Annotated in this window: 18 protein-coding genes; 11 read left to right on the top strand and 7 right to left on the bottom strand. The window is 67.0% G+C overall.

All coding sequences use genetic code 11. From position 1 onward, the window contains the following. Nucleotide 1: 1 nt before the first annotated feature. The gene (locus DEM25_RS04280; RefSeq protein ID WP_109767760.1) at nucleotides 2–2,236 is read right to left on the bottom strand and encodes a GumC family protein; all 2,235 of its coding nucleotides are present in this window, start codon (nucleotides 2,234–2,236) and stop codon (nucleotides 2–4) included. Between the two features lie 187 nt (nucleotides 2,237–2,423). On the opposite strand from DEM25_RS04280, the gene DEM25_RS04275 reads away from it, so the two are divergent. Then, nucleotides 2,424–3,713, top strand: a complete 1,290-nt coding sequence (locus DEM25_RS04275; protein WP_245412757.1) for a lipopolysaccharide biosynthesis protein — start codon at nucleotides 2,424–2,426, stop codon at nucleotides 3,711–3,713. 6 nt (nucleotides 3,714–3,719) lie between these two features. Here DEM25_RS04275 and DEM25_RS04270 read toward each other — a convergent pair whose 3' ends face one another. The 3 genes from DEM25_RS04270 to DEM25_RS04260 form a co-directional block, all read right to left on the bottom strand. Beyond that, nucleotides 3,720–4,610, bottom strand: coding sequence for a DUF6492 family protein (locus DEM25_RS04270; protein ID WP_109767761.1), 891 nt, complete (start codon nucleotides 4,608–4,610; stop codon nucleotides 3,720–3,722). After that, nucleotides 4,607–5,386 (bottom strand): WecB/TagA/CpsF family glycosyltransferase, encoded by a 780-nt coding sequence (locus DEM25_RS04265; protein ID WP_109767762.1) that lies wholly within the window; start codon nucleotides 5,384–5,386, stop codon nucleotides 4,607–4,609. The genes DEM25_RS04270 and DEM25_RS04265 overlap by 4 nt, the downstream gene beginning before the upstream one ends. A 66-nt stretch (nucleotides 5,387–5,452) precedes the next feature. After that, nucleotides 5,453–6,628 (bottom strand): glycosyltransferase, encoded by a 1,176-nt coding sequence (locus tag DEM25_RS04260; RefSeq protein WP_109767763.1) that lies wholly within the window; start codon nucleotides 6,626–6,628, stop codon nucleotides 5,453–5,455. A 150-nt stretch (nucleotides 6,629–6,778) separates the two neighbouring features. On the opposite strand from DEM25_RS04260, the gene DEM25_RS04255 reads away from it, so the two are divergent. The 9 genes from DEM25_RS04255 to DEM25_RS04215 all read left to right on the top strand — a co-directional run bounded on the left by DEM25_RS04255 (nucleotide 6,779) and on the right by DEM25_RS04215 (nucleotide 15,751). Then, on the top strand, nucleotides 6,779–7,771 hold the full coding sequence (locus DEM25_RS04255; RefSeq protein WP_109767846.1) for a glycosyltransferase family 2 protein: 993 nt from the start codon (nucleotides 6,779–6,781) through the stop codon (nucleotides 7,769–7,771). Next, the gene (locus tag DEM25_RS04250) at nucleotides 7,743–9,059 is read left to right on the top strand and encodes an O-antigen ligase family protein (protein ID WP_158585159.1); all 1,317 of its coding nucleotides are present in this window, start codon (nucleotides 7,743–7,745) and stop codon (nucleotides 9,057–9,059) included. Before DEM25_RS04255 ends, DEM25_RS04250 begins: the two co-directional genes overlap by 29 nt. A 102-nt stretch (nucleotides 9,060–9,161) precedes the next feature. Continuing rightward, the gene (gene proC, locus DEM25_RS04245; protein WP_109767847.1) at nucleotides 9,162–9,977 is read left to right on the top strand and encodes a pyrroline-5-carboxylate reductase; all 816 of its coding nucleotides are present in this window, start codon (nucleotides 9,162–9,164) and stop codon (nucleotides 9,975–9,977) included. Further along, nucleotides 9,974–10,600, top strand: a complete 627-nt coding sequence (locus DEM25_RS04240) for a glutathione S-transferase family protein (protein WP_109767765.1) — start codon at nucleotides 9,974–9,976, stop codon at nucleotides 10,598–10,600. The genes proC and DEM25_RS04240 overlap by 4 nt, the downstream gene beginning before the upstream one ends. A 109-nt stretch (nucleotides 10,601–10,709) precedes the next feature. After that, nucleotides 10,710–11,516, top strand: a complete 807-nt coding sequence (locus DEM25_RS04235; protein WP_109767848.1) for an ABC transporter ATP-binding protein — start codon at nucleotides 10,710–10,712, stop codon at nucleotides 11,514–11,516. Then, a complete protein-coding gene (locus DEM25_RS04230; RefSeq protein WP_109767766.1) occupies nucleotides 11,516–12,217 on the top strand; it encodes an ABC transporter ATP-binding protein in 702 nt (233 codons plus the stop codon). The genes DEM25_RS04235 and DEM25_RS04230 overlap by 1 nt, the downstream gene beginning before the upstream one ends. Before the next feature lies 1 nt (nucleotide 12,218). Then, nucleotides 12,219–13,244, top strand: a complete 1,026-nt coding sequence (locus tag DEM25_RS04225) for a branched-chain amino acid ABC transporter permease (RefSeq protein ID WP_109767767.1) — start codon at nucleotides 12,219–12,221, stop codon at nucleotides 13,242–13,244. Continuing rightward, nucleotides 13,241–14,689 (top strand): branched-chain amino acid ABC transporter permease, encoded by a 1,449-nt coding sequence (locus DEM25_RS04220; RefSeq protein WP_196780268.1) that lies wholly within the window; start codon nucleotides 13,241–13,243, stop codon nucleotides 14,687–14,689. Before DEM25_RS04225 ends, DEM25_RS04220 begins: the two co-directional genes overlap by 4 nt. Nucleotides 14,690–14,803: 114 nt before the next feature. After that, entirely contained in the window at nucleotides 14,804–15,751 is a 948-nt protein-coding gene (locus DEM25_RS04215; protein ID WP_196780267.1) for a DMT family transporter, read from the top strand. A gap of 6 nt (nucleotides 15,752–15,757) precedes the next feature. Here DEM25_RS04215 and DEM25_RS04210 read toward each other — a convergent pair whose 3' ends face one another. Together DEM25_RS04210 and DEM25_RS17565 are read right to left on the bottom strand one after the other, a co-directional pair. Continuing rightward, nucleotides 15,758–16,492, bottom strand: coding sequence for a glutamine amidotransferase (locus DEM25_RS04210; RefSeq protein ID WP_109767768.1), 735 nt, complete (start codon nucleotides 16,490–16,492; stop codon nucleotides 15,758–15,760). Between the two features lie 153 nt (nucleotides 16,493–16,645). Then, nucleotides 16,646–16,858: a hypothetical protein gene (locus DEM25_RS17565; protein ID WP_147393268.1), complete on the bottom strand. Its 213-nt coding sequence runs from the start codon at nucleotides 16,856–16,858 to the stop codon at nucleotides 16,646–16,648. An 87-nt stretch (nucleotides 16,859–16,945) separates the two neighbouring features. Between DEM25_RS17565 and DEM25_RS04205 the strand changes: the two genes are divergently transcribed. Beyond that, the gene (locus tag DEM25_RS04205) at nucleotides 16,946–17,824 is read left to right on the top strand and encodes a hypothetical protein (protein WP_109767770.1); all 879 of its coding nucleotides are present in this window, start codon (nucleotides 16,946–16,948) and stop codon (nucleotides 17,822–17,824) included. Nucleotides 17,825–17,914: 90 nt separating this feature from the next. Here DEM25_RS04205 and DEM25_RS04200 read toward each other — a convergent pair whose 3' ends face one another. Next, nucleotides 17,915–19,099 carry an ABC transporter substrate-binding protein gene (locus DEM25_RS04200; RefSeq protein ID WP_109767771.1) on the bottom strand — a complete coding sequence of 395 codons (1,185 nt, stop codon included), beginning with the start codon at nucleotides 19,097–19,099 and terminating at the stop codon, nucleotides 17,915–17,917. Nucleotides 19,100–19,106 lie beyond the last annotated feature (7 nt).

Genomic DNA, 19,106 nt, shown 5'->3' with positions numbered 1-19,106 from the left:
TCTAGCCGAAACGGCGCACATTGCCGCGCCGCGCGGCCAGTTCCTCGACGACATCGCGGATTTCGCCGATCGACCTGCGCAGTTCGGCCATTTCCTCGGCATCGCGCGAGGGCGCGGTCTGTGGAGGTGCGGGCTGAGCCGGTGCGGCGGCCGGCTGAGGTGCAGCGGGTGCGGGATATCCCGCCTGCCACCAGACGGCGGGATGCGGTGGCTGCGGTGCCGGCATCGGTGGCATGGCCGGATGCTGCCATGCCCCCGGCTGCTGCGCATAAGGGTCGTGCGTCGGCCAAGGCTGCGGTGCAGGCGGCCAGGCGGCCGGCGGATAGGCTTGCGGCACGGGCGGCTGCTGCGGCCAGCCGGGAGCGCCGGCATGTGCGGCCGGTTGGGGCTGGGCAGCGGCGGGCTGCGGCGCATAGGCCGCATGGGGATAGCCGGGATACATGGTGCTCGTGTCCTTGGTGCGGTTGCGAGTGGGGGCGGGGGCGTCGGGACCGGGGTCGGGGGCGCTGCCATCGGCAACGGTCAACGCGTCGAGGCGCAGCGCCTTGCGCAGGCCCGCTGCGGCGGCAAGGCCGAGGCCGAGGAGGAAAAGACCGACGGTAAAGGCGACGGCGATCGTCTTGCGCGACATGGACGAGGCGCTGCGCGGCGGTTCGGCTTCGGCGAGCACGGCGGCGTTGACGGTGCCGAGCGCGCCGATCTCGCCGGTCTCGCGGGCGCGCAGCAGCGCGCCATTGTAGATCGCGCGCGCCGCTTCGGCCTCGGCCTGCAGATCGCGCAGCGTCACCAGCGCATCGGTCTGCTCGCTCACTTGCGCCTTGGCGCGGGCGACCTGGGCGGCCAGTTCCTGCTCTGTCTGCACGGTGCGGCGCAGTTCCGATTGCGCGCCTTGCACGATGCGCTGCAGTTCGCCGGCTATGTCCTGGCGCGCTGCTTCGATCGCCGCATTGGCCGCTTCAAGGCGCGGATGGCGCGGGCCGAGCTGGTTTTGCAACTGCGCCGCGCTCTGGCGCAGCGCGGCATGCTGCGCGCGGAATGTCTCCAGCGACGAGGTGATCAGGTCCGCCGGCACCGATCCGGAAATGGCCGCGTCGACGCTGATCTCGCTGGCCTGTTCGGCCTTGGTGCGCGCACGGATCGTCAGCGCGCGGGCTTCGGCGAGTTGCGCGCTGGCGGTCGCCAGTTCGTCCTCGCTCAGAAGCCGGCCCTGGGTCGTCATCAGCCCGTTTTCGAGCCGGTACTGCTCAATGCGCCGTTCGGCTGCCTCGACCTTGGACTGCAATTCGTCCAGCCGGCCGGTCAGTGCCTCGTTGGCGTCGCGCGCCTTGTCCGAGCTGATCGAACCCTGTTCCTCGACGAAGGCAAGCGTGACCTCGTTGGCCAGCATCGCGGCCTTTTGCGCCGACCGGGCCTCCACACCGATATTGATGACGAAGGTCCGCGTCGAACGGTTGATGCTGATCGCGTCGCGCAGATTCTCCAGCGTTTCGCGGTTGCTGGTCTCCACCGGCGTCTCGCCGCCGAACAGCGACAGGATCACCCCGATGCCGTCCCGCAATCCGACACCGCCGCCGGCTTCGCCATTGAACTCGGGGTCCTGATCGAGGTTGGTGGTCTCGATCACCCGCTCGAGCACCGGGCGCGACCAGACCAGCGACAGCCGGCTGTCGACGATGGCCAAGGCGGCTTCATTGGCCAGAAACTCGCGCTCCAGGTCGCGGCCGACAAGCTGCACCTCGCGCGGATCGATCAGCACTTCCGAATAGGCGGTGTAGCGCTGCGGTGTGCCAAGGGCGACCAGAACGCCCAGCACCGCGCCGGCAAGCGTCAGGCCGGCGATGATGAAGCGCCAGCGCCAGATCGTCGCGATCATCGCGATCGGGTCGATCAAGGCGCCATCCATGGGTTGGCCGGTCTGCGGCTGCGGCATGGCGGGTTGGCGCCGCGGATCGTCTGTCGCGGCCGTCGCCCTCGCCGGACGCGTTCGCCGGTCGTCGGCGGAAATCGGCCGGCCGCCATGTTCTGTGGCGGGCTCGGCGTCCGGGGACGTCTTTTCCGGCTCGCCCGCCAGCGCCGAAAGCAGCGGGTTCGGCCTTTGCGCGGCACGGCGGGCGCGGGCCGTACGGAATGTCCGGGCGTTGTCCTGTTCCCGTGCGCGTTCGGCCGGTTCGGCCGCGTCCGCGCGGGCGCGCATCAAGAGCGATCGCCTTGCGCCGGTGGAGGGAGGATCGAACATGGTGCCCGCATGACGAAAAACTCGGCCAGCCCATTCCGGCCGAATTGGTAAACGCAGGCTAAAGAGCCATGGGAAACAAAAGGTTAATTTTCGTGGTCGGCGCCCGCTTTCCGCAACGGCAGTTCGGTCGGGTTCCGATCCCCGCCACACAACCCGATCTTAAAGGTTTTCTGCAAGGCTGGTGCCCGTGAAACAGGCCATCGCACAAAGCGCGCCCCCGGTCATGGCGCATGGGGGACCGGAGACCGCAGCCCAGCTTGCGGGCAAATATGCGCGCGCCTTCTCCGGCGACGGCGCGCGGGTCTTCATCCAGCTTTTCTATTTCTATCTCGTCGCCAACACGCTGACGATCGCCGAGTTCGGCCTGTTCGCAACCGCCTCGTCGGTCGGCATCGTGCTGTCGCGGCTGGCGGGCTTCGGCTTCGTGTCGCCGCTTTACCGGGTGGCGACCGTCAAGCCGCATCTGATCGGCGCCTATACGGGCGGCTACATCGCCGCGTTGCTGCTGTCATTGCCGCTGGTCGCGGCGATCGGGCTCGGCGTCCATGGGGCGCTTTTTGCCGGGGCGATGCCGCTGGCCGCCTTTGCGATGATCGTCGGCACGGAAGTGCTGTTCTGGCGGACGCTGGAAGTGGTGATCATCGTCAACAAGGGGCTGGAACGGTTCGGCCGCGCATCGATCGTCATCGTGTTCGGCTTTTCGGCCAAGGCCGCCGCAGCCCTTGCCCTGGCGCTGTCGCCCGCGCCCGATCTGATGGTCTGGGCGCAGATCTACATCGTCACCCAGGCGCTGATGGCGCTGGTTGCCGTGGCCGTCTTCTATCCCCGGCTGCGTTTGCGCCTGCCGCTGCGCCTGTTCGGGCGGCGCATCCGCGACGCGCTTTCGGTCAGCGGCGCGGAAATCCTGTTCTATCTCCAGAACGAACTCGACAAGCTGATCGTCCTCGCCCTGGGCGGGCCGGCCCTCGCCGGGCTCTATGCGATCGTGATGCGGCTGGTCGATCTGACGGCGATGCCGGTGCGCACCTTTTCCACGCTGCTCACCCAGCGCCTGATGCGCCGCCCGCAACTGCTCGAAAGCGTGCCCATGCGTGCCCTTTTCGAAGCGGGTATCTTCTTGCTCTCGACCTTGGGCCTTCTGGCGATCGCCGCCGTCTTCGCCGTAAAGCCGGACATATTGGGCGACAATGTCGCCCAGGCCGCGCCGCTCGTCATCGCTGTCCTGTTCGTACCGGCGCTGCGCAACCTGATCGAATATCAGGCCGAGCTTCTGTACGGGCGCGGCCAGACGGTGACACGCCTTGTGCTCTATGCGCTGGTCGGCACGCTCAAGGCGGCCCTGATGGTGCTGCTTCTGTCGCACGATTGGGCCGGCGGCCAATGGCTGGTCTGGCTCAACGGGGTTTTCGCCGCGCTCTACGCGGTGTCGTTCGCCGTGACCTACCGCGCCCTGGCGCAGCCCGCCATCCGCGTCTGAAGCCGGTCAGGCCGCTGCTGCCCGCCGGCCCAGCACCGCGGCGCGGAAGCGCTCGGGCGCCATGTCCACGAACGACTGGACGCCGATGCCGACCTGGCCCGGCTTGAGGCCGGCGATCATGGCGTCGAGTTCGGCATCGCTCGGTGCCGGGTCGAACCAGCGCACTTCGCATGTCAGCCGGTCGACCGCGTGGTGGCCCGCACCGCCCAGAACGCCATCGACATAGGCGCCGTAGAGCATGCATTCGGAGAATTTGCGCTTGCGGCCGATCACCGCGACCCAGTGACGGCCGTGCACCTGCTCCATCCGCGCGCACATGCCCAGAATTGTGCTGCGCTTCCAGGCGGTGAACTGGCCGACATAGTCATGGTCCTGACGGAGAGACTTCTCGATGCCGAGCGCGTCGGCGGCATGGGCGACCCAGTCCATATGGTCGCCCGCGCGGACCTCCCGCGCGCCATGGTCGTGACGGTAAAAGCGCATCGCGTCGCCGACCCACATGTCGGCGAGATCGTAGGGGCGCACGAAGGCGGTGTCGGAATCGCAATAGAGCAGGCCGTCATCGTCGATCAGCCCGGCTATGGCGATGCGCTTGATCTGCTGGACGTGCCAGCCGACAAGCGGCAGCGTGCGCGGGCCGATCCAGACGCGCCGGCCGCCCGGCGACAAGGGACTTGGAACGCGCCGGAGCCACCAGGGCAGCAATTCGGTCTCGGTGATGATGCGCCGGCGCGGGCCTTCGAGCCTGCGGAACAGCGGCGCGTCGATCGTGTCGACCAGAAGATAATGCATCGAATAGCCGGTGACATAACGGTCGATGCTCTCGCACAGGATCGCGCAGCGCTCGAAGTCAGGCGCATGGGACGGCGTGACGATGGCGTTCGTCCTGGCGGTCATGGCTGGTGGCTCCCCTTCAGCCGCTGGCGCAGAACCCGGGCCAGAAAGACCGGATTTCCGACGATGTAGCGGCGCCAGAGGCGGCGCGGTTCCCGCCACAGCCGGTAGACCCATTCGCTGCGCGCCCGCCGCAGCAAGAGCGGCGCACGCGGCACCTCGCCGGTGCTCAGGTCGAACAGCGCGCCGACGGCGATCGGAACGGTACAATGATCCGGCGTCAGCCGCTCGACGATCCATTTTTCCTGCCGGGGCACACCGAGCGCGACCAGAAGGATGTCGGGCTTCCATTGCGTCAGCGTGTCGAGAAGCGCGGCCTCGCCGGCCGCATCGACGAAGCCATCGGCCAGCGCGCGGTAATCGTGCCGCGGATCGACCGTGCCGAAATGGCCGGCCGCCAGTTCGGCGACGCCGGGGCGTGCGCCGAAAAGCCCGACCTTCATCGGCCGCCTGGCCGAACGGAACAGGGCAGGCACGAAATCGGTGCCGTTGAGATTGGCGCGGAACGCCGTGCCATAAAGCATCTTGGCGGCGACATCGACGCCGACGCCGTCCGACAGCACGGTGAACCGCGAGAGGACGGCGCGAAACGCCGCGTCATCGACCCCGATATTGGCGTTGTTGGCGTTCAGGAAGGCGATCGGGCGATAGGTCTTGCGATCGATGGCGGCATGGACCATGTCCAGCGCGCCTTTTTCGGTGAGATCGGCCACCGCAACGCCCAAAATGTCACGCTGGCCGGCAGGCTCGTCAAAATGGGTCGCGGCAATGTCGGTCATGGCCAGTCTGCTATGGTCTGATCATCGGCAATGCGGCAATCCTAGCGTTCCGGCCTTGTGTTTGCGTTAATGGCCCGCCCGAAATGCGCTCAGAGCCTGTGCGATTGCTGCGTCCATGCCGGCGATCTGCGAGGCGCGGAACGCGGTCGCATCCAGATCGGTCACCGATCCGGTGCGGTGACCGACGATCTGCTCGGCCAGAAGCTTGCCGAATTCACGCCCCGTGTCGGCGATGCGCACATTCGCCGGCACGTCGGCGATGCCGCGCAGCGAGGAAGGCGTCGCGACGGCCGGCAGCCCCATCTCGAACGCTTCGATCGTCTTGAGCTGGACGCCGGTGCCCGCGCGGGCGGTCAGCGTCACGATCCGGCATTGGCGTATGAACTGCTTGGCATCGACCACCCGGCCAAGGAATGTCACGCGCTTGTCGCGTTGTGGGAACCCGGCCGGCAGCGCCCCGGCGATGGCGATCGTCACCTGCTCGGGCAGATGCGGCATCACCTCCTGCAGGAACCATTCAAGCCCGATCCGGTTGGGTGTCCATGTCCAGGTGCCGATCATGCCGGCATCGAAGGCGGGCACCCGCTGGCCGGCGGGGATGGCCGTCGCCGAAAGGGGCGTGACGAGTGGCAGCACCGAAGCGCGCTCCGACCCTTCGAGCCCGAAGGTTGCGCGGTCCTCCTGCGTCAGCGTCCAGACATGGCGCGCGCCGGCGACGAGCCGTTCTTCCAGCGCACGCAGATGACGTGCCTCGCGGCGATACATGAACCGTTCGACCGGGCTGCTGGCCTGCCGGGCGGCTTCGGCCGCGCTTTGGTGTTCGACATTGTGCGCGACATAAAGATAGGGCTGGTCCGTGAGCGCTTTTTCGAAAGCGCCGGCAAGGCCGACGCCGTTGATGACGACGGCGTCAAAGGGCCCGATCTCGTCCAGCGCGGCGCGAAACGCCGCATCGCCAAGCACGCGCAGCTTGGCCGAGGCGAACGGCAGCCCGCCGGCCATCGCCCTGGCGAGCCAGGCCAGTTTCTGGCGGGTCGAGGCATTGTCGGTCTTGACGTCGAGTTCGCCAAGGCTCCTGGTCCGTTCCGGCGCATTGAGACTGCTGCCCGGCCATTGAAATCCGATGTGGCTGACCGTCGCCCCGGCACGCTCGAGGCCGTCGACGATGGCTGCGTTGGCGATTTCGAACCCGCTTTCGGGCGCGCCGCACGGGACAAGGGAAGAGGCGAATACCAAGTGCATCGAAATCCGACCCGGTTGCAAACACGGCCCTTATGCGTCCGCAGGTCTGAAAGCGGCCTTAACGGCAGCATCCATGAAACCCATCCTTAACGCCTTTCGTGATCTATGCAGGGCAAAGCGGGCGGGTCGGTCAAAGGAGCAGACGGGTCGATGAACCAGAGTCTTACCAACAACATCTCGCATGTCGCCCGTTCCCCCGGCCTCGACATGGACGCCGTCGAAGTGGCGGTCACCATACCGACCTTCCGGCGCCCCGAACATCTGATCCGCACGCTCGACAGCATCGCCGCGCAGGAGACCGGACGGCGCTTTGCGGTCGTCGTCATGGAAAACGAGGCCGAAAAGCGCGAGGGCGCGACGGTCGCGGCGCCGAAATTCGAGGACGGCACCTATCAGGGGCTCTTGATCGTCGCCCACGACCGCGGCAATTGCCATGCCTACAATGCCGGCTGGTTCACCGCCTTCACACAGTTTCCCAACCTCAAATATGTCTGCGTGATCGACGATGACGAGATCGCCGATCCGCACTGGATCGAAAATCTGTGCGCCACATCCGAACGGTATGATTGCGCGCTGGTCGGCGGCCCGCAATGGCCGGTCTTCGAGGGCAATCCGGAGGAGAAGTGGAAGACCCATCCGGTCTTCACGCCGCACTATGGCGAGACCGGCCCGGTCAAGATCATCTTCTCCTCGGGCAATCTCCTGATCCGCAACGACGTGCTGCGGACCCAGCCCCAGCCCTTCATGGACCTGCAGTTCAACTTCACCGGCGGCGGCGACGCGGACTTTCTGCGCCGCGCGCGCGACGCCGGTTTCCAGACCGGCTGGTGCCAGGAAGCGCCGGTCTACGAGACCATCCCCGAAAGCCGCGTCACATGGGACTGGATCCAGAAGCGATCGCTGCGCAACGGCCAGCTGTCTGCACGCATCGCCCATCGCCGGAACGCGTCCAAGCCGCTGGGCTGGTCGAAGACGATCGCCCACAGCCTGGCGCTGGCCGGCGCGTCGCCGCTGCGCGCCGCGCTGAGCTATGCGCGCAACCGGTCGGTGCTCAACGCGCTCTATCCGGTGCACATCGCGCTGGGCCGGATACAATCCGAGTTCGGCCATGCCAATGAGCAGTATCGCAACCCCACGGACTGACGGCCTTCACGGCCCCGTCCGCGTCACCGCGGGCGCGCTGCGGCTTGTCCTGGCGACGGCCGTCCTCGCGCTGATCTGGATCTCGCTCGACCCGTTCGCCGCCGGCAGACTGTTCGGACGCAACGAAGCGAGCCTTTTCGACCAGGGACGGCTGATCAACCAGCTCGGCTATTCGGCGATGGCCGCGCTGACGCTGGCGGCCATCCTGTCATTCGTCGACCGGCGCGTTCTGGCGCGCTTTGTCTCGGTGCCCTGGCTGATCATGGCCGCCATCGTCGCTGCATCCGCCTTCACCACGGACGTGGCGGGCGCATGGCGCTCGGTCGCCTTTACGCTGATCGCGCTCGGCATGGCCTCGGCCCTGCCGCTGCTGCCGGCAACGCGCGGCGATTTCGAAACCGTGCTCAAGACCGTCTCGCTCGCGCTTCTTGCCCTTTGCTACGCCGGTCTCGTGCTCGATCCGGGCGCCGCCATGCATCAGGCGGCCGACCTCGAGGCCCAGCATGCCGGGCTCTGGCGCGGCGTCTTCACCCACAAGAACATCGCCGGTCCGGTCATGGTCATGGTCGGCTTCGGCGGCATCTTCCTGATGCGCCGCCGGCAATGGCTGTCGGGCGGCCTGATCGCGGTGCTTGCCTTCTTCTTTGCCTACAATGCCGGCTCCAAGACCGCGCTGGCGGTGGCGCCGGTCACCATGGCGCTGGTCCTGTTGCCCGGGCTTTTCGGCCTGCGCTTGATCGGCGCCATCGCGGCGATCGCGTCTATCGCTGCCGCTCATGCGCTGACCGTGGGCTCGGTGTTCGTTCCGGCCTTCGACGCGGTCCTGCGCAGCTTTCACGAGACAACGACCTTCACCGGCCGCACCGCGATCTGGGATTTCGCCGGCGACTATCTTTTCGCCAGGCCCTGGACCGGGTTCGGCCTGGACGGTTTCTGGGGCAACGATTTTCTGCGATCGACGGAACAGCCCTTCGACCGGTCATGGGACCCGCGCGGCATCGTCCACGGCCACAACGGTTTCATCGACATCCTGCTGTTTCTCGGTGTGCCGGGTCTGCTCCTCACCGTCTGGCTCACCGTTCTGGCACCGGCGGCGGACTATGTGCGCGCCGGAGCACAGTCGCGCGACGGTGCGCTGGCCGACCTGTTCTTCATGATCATCGTCTTCGCCGTTCTGGTCTCCGCGCTCGAAAGCTTCTTCTTCCGCCGCGCCGATCCGATCTGGCTGACCATGGTGATCGCGCTGGCCGGCCTGCGCCTGAGCGCCCGGCTGCCGCTGCGCGCCTGATCGGGCCCCGATCCCGCTCTGAAGGCTTGCCATGGGCGGCGGGCCATTGCAGGTTTGCGCGCCGGAACCGACAGGGGAGAATGCCGGGTGCTTGCAAGGGACATGAGCGTCGTTCTGGTCGGATGCGGCAATATGGGCTTTGCCATGCTGCGCGGCTGGATCGGGACCGGAACGCTGCCGCCGGGCAATGTCCATGTGGTGGAACCGCTCGACACGCTGCGGCTGCGCGCCGAGGACCAGGGCGTCAATGTGCATTCCACCGCCGCCTCGCTGCCCGCCGCGCTTGCGCCGGCCATCGTCATCGTCGCGGTCAAGCCGCAGGTGATCGGCGACGTGCTTGCCGATTACGGCCGCTACGCCCAGCCCGGCCGCGACACCATTTTCGTCTCGGTCGCCGCCGGCGTGCGGATCGACCGGCTCGAACATGCGCTCGCCCCCGGCGCGCCGGTCGTGCGCGTCATGCCCAACACGCCCGCCGCGGTCGGCCACGGCGCGATGGTGATGTGCGCCAACCCGTCCGTCACCGACCGGCAACTGGCGGCCGTGCGGCAATTGATGGCGGCGAGCGGCGAGGTGACCGAGATCGCTGACGAGGCGCTGATGGATGCGGTCACCGCCGTTTCGGGGTCGGGTCCGGCCTATGTGTTTCACCTGATCGAGGCGCTCAGCGAGGCCGGCCGCGCCGTCGGGCTGCCGGACGAGATCGCCGGCCGGCTGGCGATGCAGACGGTCTTCGGCGCCGCCGCCTATGCGCGCGAAAGCGCCGACGATCCGGGCACGCTGCGCGAACAGGTCACCAGTCCCAACGGCACCACGGCGGCCGCGCTCGACGTTCTGATGCGTCCGGGCGGGCTGGCCGCGCTGATCGGGGAGGCGGTCACAGCCGCGCGCGATCGCGCCGTGGAGCTCGGCCGATGAGCTACCGCGTCCACGGTTCGCCGATCTCGCGCATGACACGGGTGACCTGGATGCTCGAAGAGCTCGGCGAGCCCTATGAACTGGTCCATGCCCGGCTCGGCACGCGAGACCTTGTCGGCCTGTCGCCGTCCAACAAGGGCCCTGTGCTTGTGGACGACGGTTTCGTCCTGACCGACAGCGCCGCGATCTGCCTCTATCTCGCCGACAAGCATGGCGATGCCGGTTTCGGGCCGCGCGACGCGCGCGAACGGGCGCAGATGGAAAGCTGGCTGTTCTTCGCGCTGGCCGAGTTCGAGGCCGTGATGTGGACCAAGATCAAGCATCGCGTGCTTCTTCCAAAGGAGATGAGGCTCGATGTCGGCCCATGGCTCGCGGCGGAATTTGCGCGTGAACTCAAGACCTTGCACCGGCGCCTCGGCGACAACGACTATGCGATGGGCGACCGCTTCACCTGTGTCGACGTGATCCTGGGCCACTGCGGACGCTGGGCGATGTATGCCAAGTTTCCGATCGGCAGCGAACCGGTCGCCGCCTATTTCGAGCGCGTTCTGGCGCGGCCCGCCTACGCGCGCGCGATCGCCGCCGAAGAGGCGCTGGCGGCCCGGACCGGTCCGGAAAGCTGACGATCGCGGTGTCCGGAACCGCTTGACGCACCCATTCAGCCATTGCACAAGCGCGCGAATTGTCCGCAAATGAGGACAATTGGCACAATAGGGCTTGACGCAGCGCCGCATGATCACAGTTGAATCCGTTTCCAAGCAGTTCGGCGGCGTGCACGCGGTGCAGGATGCCTCGCTGAACATCGCCAAGGGGTCGATCACCGGGCTGATCGGTCCGAACGGCGCCGGCAAGACGACGCTGTTCAACATCATCGCCGGCAACATTGCGCCCACAAGCGGCACGATCCGGCTCGACGGCGAGGATGTGACCGGCCTGCCGCCGCACGAACTGTTCGCCAAGGGTCTGCTTCGCACCTTCCAGATCGCCCATGAATTCTCGACGCTCACCGTGCTCGAGAACCTGATGATGGTGCCCGGCGACCAGGCCGGCGAAAGCCTGCTGAGCGCCTGGTTCTCCTATGGCGAGGTGCGCCAGCAGGAAAAGGCGATCCGCGAGCGGGCGATGGAGGTGATCGACTTCCTCAACCTGACCCATCTGACACAGGAACTGGCGGGCAATCTCTCGGGCGGCCAGAAAAAGCTGGTCGAACTGGGCCGTACCATGATGGTCGATGCCAAGGTCGTGCTGCTCGACGAGGTCGGCGCCGGCGTCAACCGCACGCTTTTGAACGAGATCGGCGATGCCATCGTCCGGCTCAACCGCGAGCGCGGCTACACGTTCTGCATGATCGAGCATGACATGGATTTCATCGGCCGGCTCTGCGACCCGGTGATCGTGATGGCCGAGGGTTCGGTTCTGGCGCGCGGAACCGCAGACGAGGTGCGCAACAACGAACAGGTGATCGAGGCCTATCTCGGTCGCGGCCTGAAGAACGCGCCGCGCAGGAAACACGCCGAACAGGCCGGGGAAGGCGCCTGATGTATCTGACCGGACAGGGCATGACGGGCGGCTATGGCGGCGCCGACATCATCAAGGACTGCACGATCGGTGTAGACAAGGGAGAGATCGCCGTGATCGTCGGACCCAATGGCGCCGGTAAGTCGACCGCCATGAAGGCGATGCTCGGCATGCTGACGATCCGCAAGGGCCATGTGCGGCTGGGCGACAAGGACATCACCGCGCTGACGCCGCAGGCACGGGTCGGCGAGGGCATCGCCTTCGTGCCGCAGACCAGCAATGTCTTCACCGGCATGAGCGTCGAGGAAAACCTCGAAATGGGCGCCTATCTGCGCCGCGACGACATCCGGCAGACCATGGCCCAGGTCTATGACCTGTTCCCGATCCTGAAGGAAAAGCGGCGCCAGAACGCGGGCGAACTGTCGGGCGGCCAGCGCCAGCAGGTCGCCGTCGGGCGCGCGCTGATGACGCGGCCGTCCGTCTTGATGCTGGACGAGCCGACCGCCGGCGTCTCGCCGATCGTCATGGGCGAACTGTTCGACCGGATCATCGAGGTGCGCGACACCGGCCTTGCGGTGCTGATGGTGGAGCAGAATGCACGCCAGGCGCTGGAGATCGCGGACCGCGGCTATGTTCTGGTCGGCGGCGTCAACTGGCGCGAGGGCACGGGCGAGGAACTGCTCGCCGATCCCGAAGTGCGCAAATCCTTCCTGGGGGGCTGACATGCCGGACGCGACCGACATTCTCAATGCCCTGGTCCTGATGACCAACTTCGTGTTCGTGCCGGCGCTCGCCTATGGCAGCCAGCTCGCGCTCGGCGCGCTCGGCGTGACGCTGGTCTTCGGCATTCTGCGCTTTGCCAACTTCGCCCATGGCGACCTGATGGCGTTCGGCACGACGATGGTCATCCTGATAACGTGGGGGCTGCAGGCGCAGGGCATCACCGCCGGACCGGTCCCGACCGCCCTGATCGCGCTGGTGCCGGCGATCCTCGTCACCGCCGTCGCCGCGATCCTGATCGACCGCTCGGTTTTCGGCTTTTACCGCAAGCGCCGCGCCGCGCCGGTGGTCCTCGTCATCGCCTCGGTCGGCGTCATGTTCATGCTGTCGGCCATCGTCCGCTTCATCATGGGAACCGATGATCGCCGCTTCACCGACGGCGAGCGCTTCATCATCCGGGCGCGCGAGTTCCGCGAGATGACCGGCCTCGACGAGGGGCTGGCGATCCAGACGACCCAGGCGCTGACCGTCATCGTCGCCATCGTAACGGTGACCGCGCTTTTCATCTTTTTGCGCCGTTCGCGAACAGGCAAGGCGATGCGCGCCTATTCGGACAATGAGGATCTGGCGCTGCTGTCGGGCATCAATCCCGACCGCGTCGTGCTGATCACCTGGATCATCGCCGCCGCGCTCGCCACCATCGCCGGCGCGCTCTACGGGCTGGACAAGAGCTTCAAGCCGTTCACCTATTTCCAGCTCCTGCTGCCGATCTTCGCCGCGGCAATCCTGGGCGGCATCGGCCAGCCGATCGGCGCGGTCGTGGGCGGCTATATCGTCGCCTTTTCCGAGGTGATGATGACCTATGCCTACAAGCGCTTCGTCACCTATCTGGTGCCTGAAAACTGGGCGCCGGAGGGGCTGCTGCAGTTTCTGGGCACGGACTACAAATTCGCCGTCTCGTTCATCATTCTGGTGGTCGTCTTGCTGATCCGGCCGACCGGCATCTTCAGGGGGGCGGTGATCAAATGACCGACACGACCGTCGATACCGCCGAACAGGCCGCATCCGCCGATACCGACAAGCCGGTCCACGCGATCGTCGAGCGCAAGGCGTCGCCCTGGCGCGCGCCGCTGGCCTTTGCCGCCATGGGTCTGGCCCTCATCGCCACCGGCGTGTTCCAGTCGCCCGCCGTCGCGCTGACCATCCTCAACATGAGCCTGGTCTCGGCGATCATGGCGATGGGGCTGAACCTGCAATGGGGCTATGCCGGCCTGTTCAATGCCGGCGTGATGGGCTTTACCGCGCTGGGCGGCGCCACCGCCGTCGTCATCTCCCACCCGCCCGTCATGGAGGCGCTCGGCGCCGGAGGACGCGGGCTGGCCCTGTCGTTCCTGATCGTCGTTGCGATCATCGCCACGGTCACCTTCATCGCCTCGGCGACGCGCGGGCGTTTCCGGTCCTTCCTGATCTTCGTGACGGTCGTCGCCGGCTATATCGCCCTGCGCCCCGTCTTCGGCGCCGCGGTCGGCGCGGTGGAGGCGGTCGACCCCGCCCGCACCGGCTTCATCGGCGGGCTCGGCCTGCCGATCACCCTGTCCTGGGTCGCCGGCGGGGTGGTCGCCGCGGGCGTTGCCTGGATCATCGGCAAGGTCGCGCTGGGTCTCAGGACCGACTATCTGGCCATCGCCACGCTCGGCATCTCCGAAATCGTTGTCTCGGTTCTCAAGAACGAGGACTGGCTGGTGCGCGGCGTCAAGAACGTCACCGGCCTGCCGCGTCCGGTGCCCTACGAGATCGAATTGCAGCAGCAGCCCTGGTTCGCCGATCTGGTTGAACGGGTCCATGCCGGCCAGCTGGCCGCGATCACCGACGCGGCGGCGCGCGAGGATGCGCTGCGGCAATTCATCGTCGAGGGCTCGGGCCACTTCGTGAAGATCGCCTATGCCGGGCTCTTTACCGTCGTGCTGCTGATCCTTCTGGCGCTGTGCGTGCGCGCGCTCAATTCGCCCTGGGGCCGCATGATGCGCGCCATCCGCGACAATGAGGAAGCGGCCGCCGCGATGGGCAAGGATGTCACGCGGCGCCATTTGCAGGTCTTCATCCTGGGCTCGGCGATCATCGGCATCGCCGGCGCGATGATGACGACGCTCGACGGCCAGTTCACGCCGGGCACCTACAATCCGCTGCGCTTCACCTTCCTGATCTGGGTGATGGTGATCGTCGGCGGCTCGGGCAACAATCTGGGCGCGGTGCTGGGCGGCTTCGTCATCTGGTTCACATGGGTGCAGGCCGAACCGGCCGGCGCCTTCATCATCGAACAGATCACCCGCGACATGGACCCGTCGACGCCGCTCTACCAGCATCTGCAGGACATCGCCGCGCCGTTCCGGCTTTTCGTGATGGGCTTCGTGCTGCTCCTCTTCCTGCGCTTTTCGCCCAAGGGAATCCTGCCCGAAAAGGTTCGGCACAGCTGATGCAGGCCCATTTCGCCGCCTGAGGCCGCGATTGTCACGGAGACAAGTTTCGCCTTGAGGCCAGCGCCTCGCCGATGCGATGTCGGATCCTTCGTCACGCTTTGGGGGTCTGGTGTGCGCGCGCAACCGAACAGTTCGAAGACCGGCGTCATGCTGGCCGGCATCTGCCTTGTGATCCTGGGCGTCATGCCGATCATCGCCAACAGCCGGCCCGGCGGTTTCGGCGCGCTGTCCTTCGCCTTCTTCCTGTCGGTCTGGCAGCTGGTCTTTTCGCTGCCGCTGCTGCTGCGCGGGATCGCTTCCCCGGACAGGGGCATTTTCGACGCCGCGGTCGATCCGGCGACAAGGCGGCGAACCCTGACGGTCCTCGTCTCGACCGGCATCATTTTCGGCCTGTCCACCTATGCCTATGTTCTGGCCGTCGAAAAGGCCGGCGCGGTCAGCGCGGCCATCGCCATCGTCTCCTATCCGCTGTTCGCGATCCTGTGGGAGACGCTGTTCCTCGGCCGCCGCAAGTCGGTGTTCGAGCTTGGCCTGACCGGTCTTCTCGTCATCGCGCTGTTCTATCTGGCAACCGGCGGAACCTGGCGGATCGACGGCTTTTCGGTCTGGTTCCTGTTCGCGCTCTCCGTGCCTTTTCTGTGGAGCGTCGCCCATGTGATCATCAAGGAGATGCTGGGACGCACGCCGATCACGCCGGCGCAGATCACCTTCATCCGCGTTCTGGTCTCCAGCGTGTTTCTCGGCATCGTGGTGCTGGCCACGACAGACATGCGAACCGTGCTGGACGATCTGGCCAATTTGCCGTTCCAGGCCTTCGCGCTTGTCATGGGCCTTGTCTACTATGTCGAACTGATCCTCTGGTTCCACGCCGTGCGGACGATCGACGTGTCGCTCGCCAGTTCGATCACCGTGCCCTGGCCTGCGCTCACCATGGTGCTCGCCATCGCCTTTCTGGGCGAGCCGGTGGCCGCCTACCAGGTCGTCGCCTTCACCATCGTCGCGGTGAGCATTTACGGGCTGATCCTCGCCGATGCCCGCAAGCGTCCCGTGCCGGCGTGAACAAGTTCAGCGGTAGCGTTCGACGAACCGCCTGAGGATCCGTTCGGGCATCGTGACGCTCTGTGCGTGGCAGTCCGCGATCAGCCGGTCGGCATCGGCCGGGTCGAAATAGCCGTGATCCTTGTAGATGCGGATGCGCTGCTCGAAGACCGCGCCATCGGCCTCGGGGTGGAATTGCGTCGCATAGACATTGTCCTTGTGGCGGATCATCTGGAACGGGCAGGTCTCCGACGCCAGAAGATGGGCGCAGCCCTCGGGCAGCGCCTGCACCGCCTCCTTGTGGCCGACAAAGGCGAGGAAATCGTCCGGCAACCCGGCGAGCAGCGCGTCGGCCCGCCCCTGCTCGGTGACGTGGCATTGGACTGCGCTGATCGGCTCGGAATAACGGTCCTTGCCGACGGGCGCGCCCAGATGCGCGGCGAGGATGCCGATGCCATAGCAGCAGCCCATATAGGGTATGTCCCGGTCGGTGATCTCCGGCATCAGCCCGAAGATCGCATCCTCGATCCGCTTGTCCATGTCGGACTTGGTGTCCTCGGGATCGCTGACGCAGCCCGGCCCGCCGCCGACGATGACGCCGGCATAATCGTCCAGACTGAGATCGGCCGGAATCGGATCGCGGTCGAGGCGGATGCGGTGCGTTTCGCTCCGCTCCAGCCCGCCCTTGTCGAGCAGCGCCTCATACTCGCCGTCCGAGGCGTCGGTTTCCGGGCGCAGCTGCAGAACGAGAAACGGCTTCATGCCCGCCTGATAGAGCGTTTGATGGCCCGATGGAATCTTTTCCGTTCAGCGGGCGGCGGTTCGTTCGGCCGGCATGGTCCGCGTCGCGCTTGCCTCGAAAGGGAGCCGGGGGAGGTCGTCTTCGGCCGCCTATGGGGGATCGCGCCGCGGCCGCTATTCGACCGACTGGCGCCGATCGGCGACCATCGCGGCCTTGGCCGGATCATCGAACGTGACCGCTGCACGGCGTCCGTCGGGCAGAACCACGGTCGCGGTCTGCGTTTCGCTTGCCCGCTGGTCGAAATAGACAGGCGCGGTCTCGCCGCCCCGCGCATTCCGGCTGCGCCGCACGACCGGCGCGGCTGCCCATTGGCGTCTGACTGACACGAAACGTGATCGGCGCATGCTCCCGGCGCCGAACTTTCGCGCGATTTGGCCGCCAGCATCTGCTCGCCGGGCTATGGGAGTAAGATTATGCGTCAAACGAAGATCCACTGGAGCGGCCACCCGCCACGCGTCAATCGCGCCCGCGCCGCAGTCGTGACCGAGAGTTGGGCACCGCCGCCGCCGGCGCTCTATACCGGTTTGGCCGGGCTCGGTCTTGCCGCCGGCGCCATGCTCATCGCGGCGGGCCTTGCGCGCCAGCCCGACCTCGGCACCATGCATGCCGCGACCGTCCCCGTTGCCGAGGCCTTGCCGGCCCCCGCCGAACGTCCTGCCCGACCGGCCGCAACCGAGACGGCGATCCAGACCGATGACCGCATCGCCGAAACGGGCACCGCTTCGGTTGAAACGCCGTCGGCGCCCGCCGTCGATGCGCCGCTGGCCGCACGGTTCGGCGGCACAGCCGGCACATTGCAGACCGCACCGCGCATTGCCGCGCCCGCATCGGACGCCGGCCGGCCCGATCCGGGCCTTGCCGCCTTTGCCGGCGGCGCGGCGCCCGTCCGCGCGCCGTTGCCCGCCGGGACCCCGTCCGGCCCCGTCGAAGTGGCGGCGACCGAAGCCGAGGTGCTCGCCATCGAAGAGCGGCTGGCCGCACAAGGCGACCCCAACTTCGTTCTGCCGCCGGAAACCGGAACGGAAGCGATCGAGCCGGCGGCGGGCGCTTCACAGCCTCGGGCCGAAACCGCCGCCGCCCAGCCGGTTCCATCGGCTGATCTGCCGCCGGCCTGGGCGCGTGAACATGTCAATCTGCGCGCGGGCCCCGACAATGACGCGGCCATCCTTGCGATCATTCCCGGCAATGCGGCCTTTGCCGCCGAAGAGGGCTGCGAGCACTGGTGCGCGGCGGTCTTTGAGGGCCAGCAGGGATATGTCTACAACAGCTTCATCCGCCGTGAGCCGTCCTGACGGGCCGCGGAGCATCCGAAGGCAAAGAAAAACCCCGGCCGCCGGCCGGGGTTTTCCGTTCGATGCGCCCGTTGGCGCTGGCGCTTGGCGTCACTTGACCTCGAGGGTCTCCCAGGCGCCGTCGGTCACCTGCAGCACACGGTAGGTGCCTGCGGCTTCGCCCACATCGGTGAACTCGACATTGGTGGCCCCGACATAGTCGATGTCGGTGCCCGCGGCGACCATCTCGAGCGCCTTGCCCAGTTCGCCCGGGCCGATCGGTTCGCCCGGCGCGTTGGCCAGATCCATGATGTTGCCGGCGATCGCGCCGCGGTCGGCTTCGCCCGCCTTCTGCATGGCGAGGATCATCAGCGCGGCCGCGTCATAGCTCTCGCCGCGGTACGGGCCCGAGCCGTCGCCGACGGCTTCGGCGAACATGGCGTTGAACGTGTCGACGAAATCGCCCTCGGCGCCCGGCGCGGTGCCGATCGTGGTGACGTCGCCAAGCCCCGGCAGGTCGAGCAGCGAATCGCCGATCATGCCGTCGCCCAGATAGAAGGTCTCGAACGCGCCGGTGTCGATGGCGCCTTCCATGATGCCGCGGCCGCCCTGGTCGACATAGCCGAGCACGGCAAGCGCGTCGCCGCCGGCGGATGCCAGCGCGCCCACTTCGGCCGAATAGTCGCCGCGCCCGTCTTCATGGGCCGCGGTGATGGTCACCGTTCCGCCCATCGCCTCGAACGCCGACTGGAAGGAATCCGCAAGACCCTTGCCATAGTCGTTGTTGGTGTAGGTGATGGCGATCGATTCGACGCCATTGCCCATCACGACTTCGGCGAGCACTTCGCCCTGGCGCGCATCGGACGGCGCGGTGCGGAAGAACAGGCCGTTGTCCTCGATGGTGGTCAGCGCCGGCGAGGTGGCCGACGGCGAGATCATCACCACACCGTTGGGGATGGCTGCGTTGTTGGCGACAGCGGTGGTCACGCCCGAGCAGTCGGCACCCATGATCGAGACGACGCCGTCGGAGGTGATCAGACGCTCGGCCGCGGCGGTGGCGGCGGCGGCGTCCACGCAGGTGGAATCGGCGCGCACGGGCTCGATCGTCATGCCGCCCAGGAACTGGCCGGATTCGTTGGCCTCGCTGATGGCCATTTCCGCGCCGGCGGCCATGTCGGGCGTCAGCGATTCGATCGGACCGGTAAAGCCAAGAATGATGCCCATCTTGACGTCTTCGGCCTGTGCGGCCGCCGTCAGGGCCAGCACGCTGGCTGCGGCGAGAAGCGTTTTTTTCATGACTGAG

The sequence above is a fragment of the Oceaniradius stylonematis genome, assembly GCF_003149475.2.
Classification (GTDB): Bacteria; Pseudomonadota; Alphaproteobacteria; order Rhizobiales; family Rhizobiaceae; genus Roseitalea; species Roseitalea stylonematis.
The sequence above is the reverse complement of the archived record's forward strand: the minus strand, read 5'-3'. Positions and strand labels throughout refer to the sequence as shown.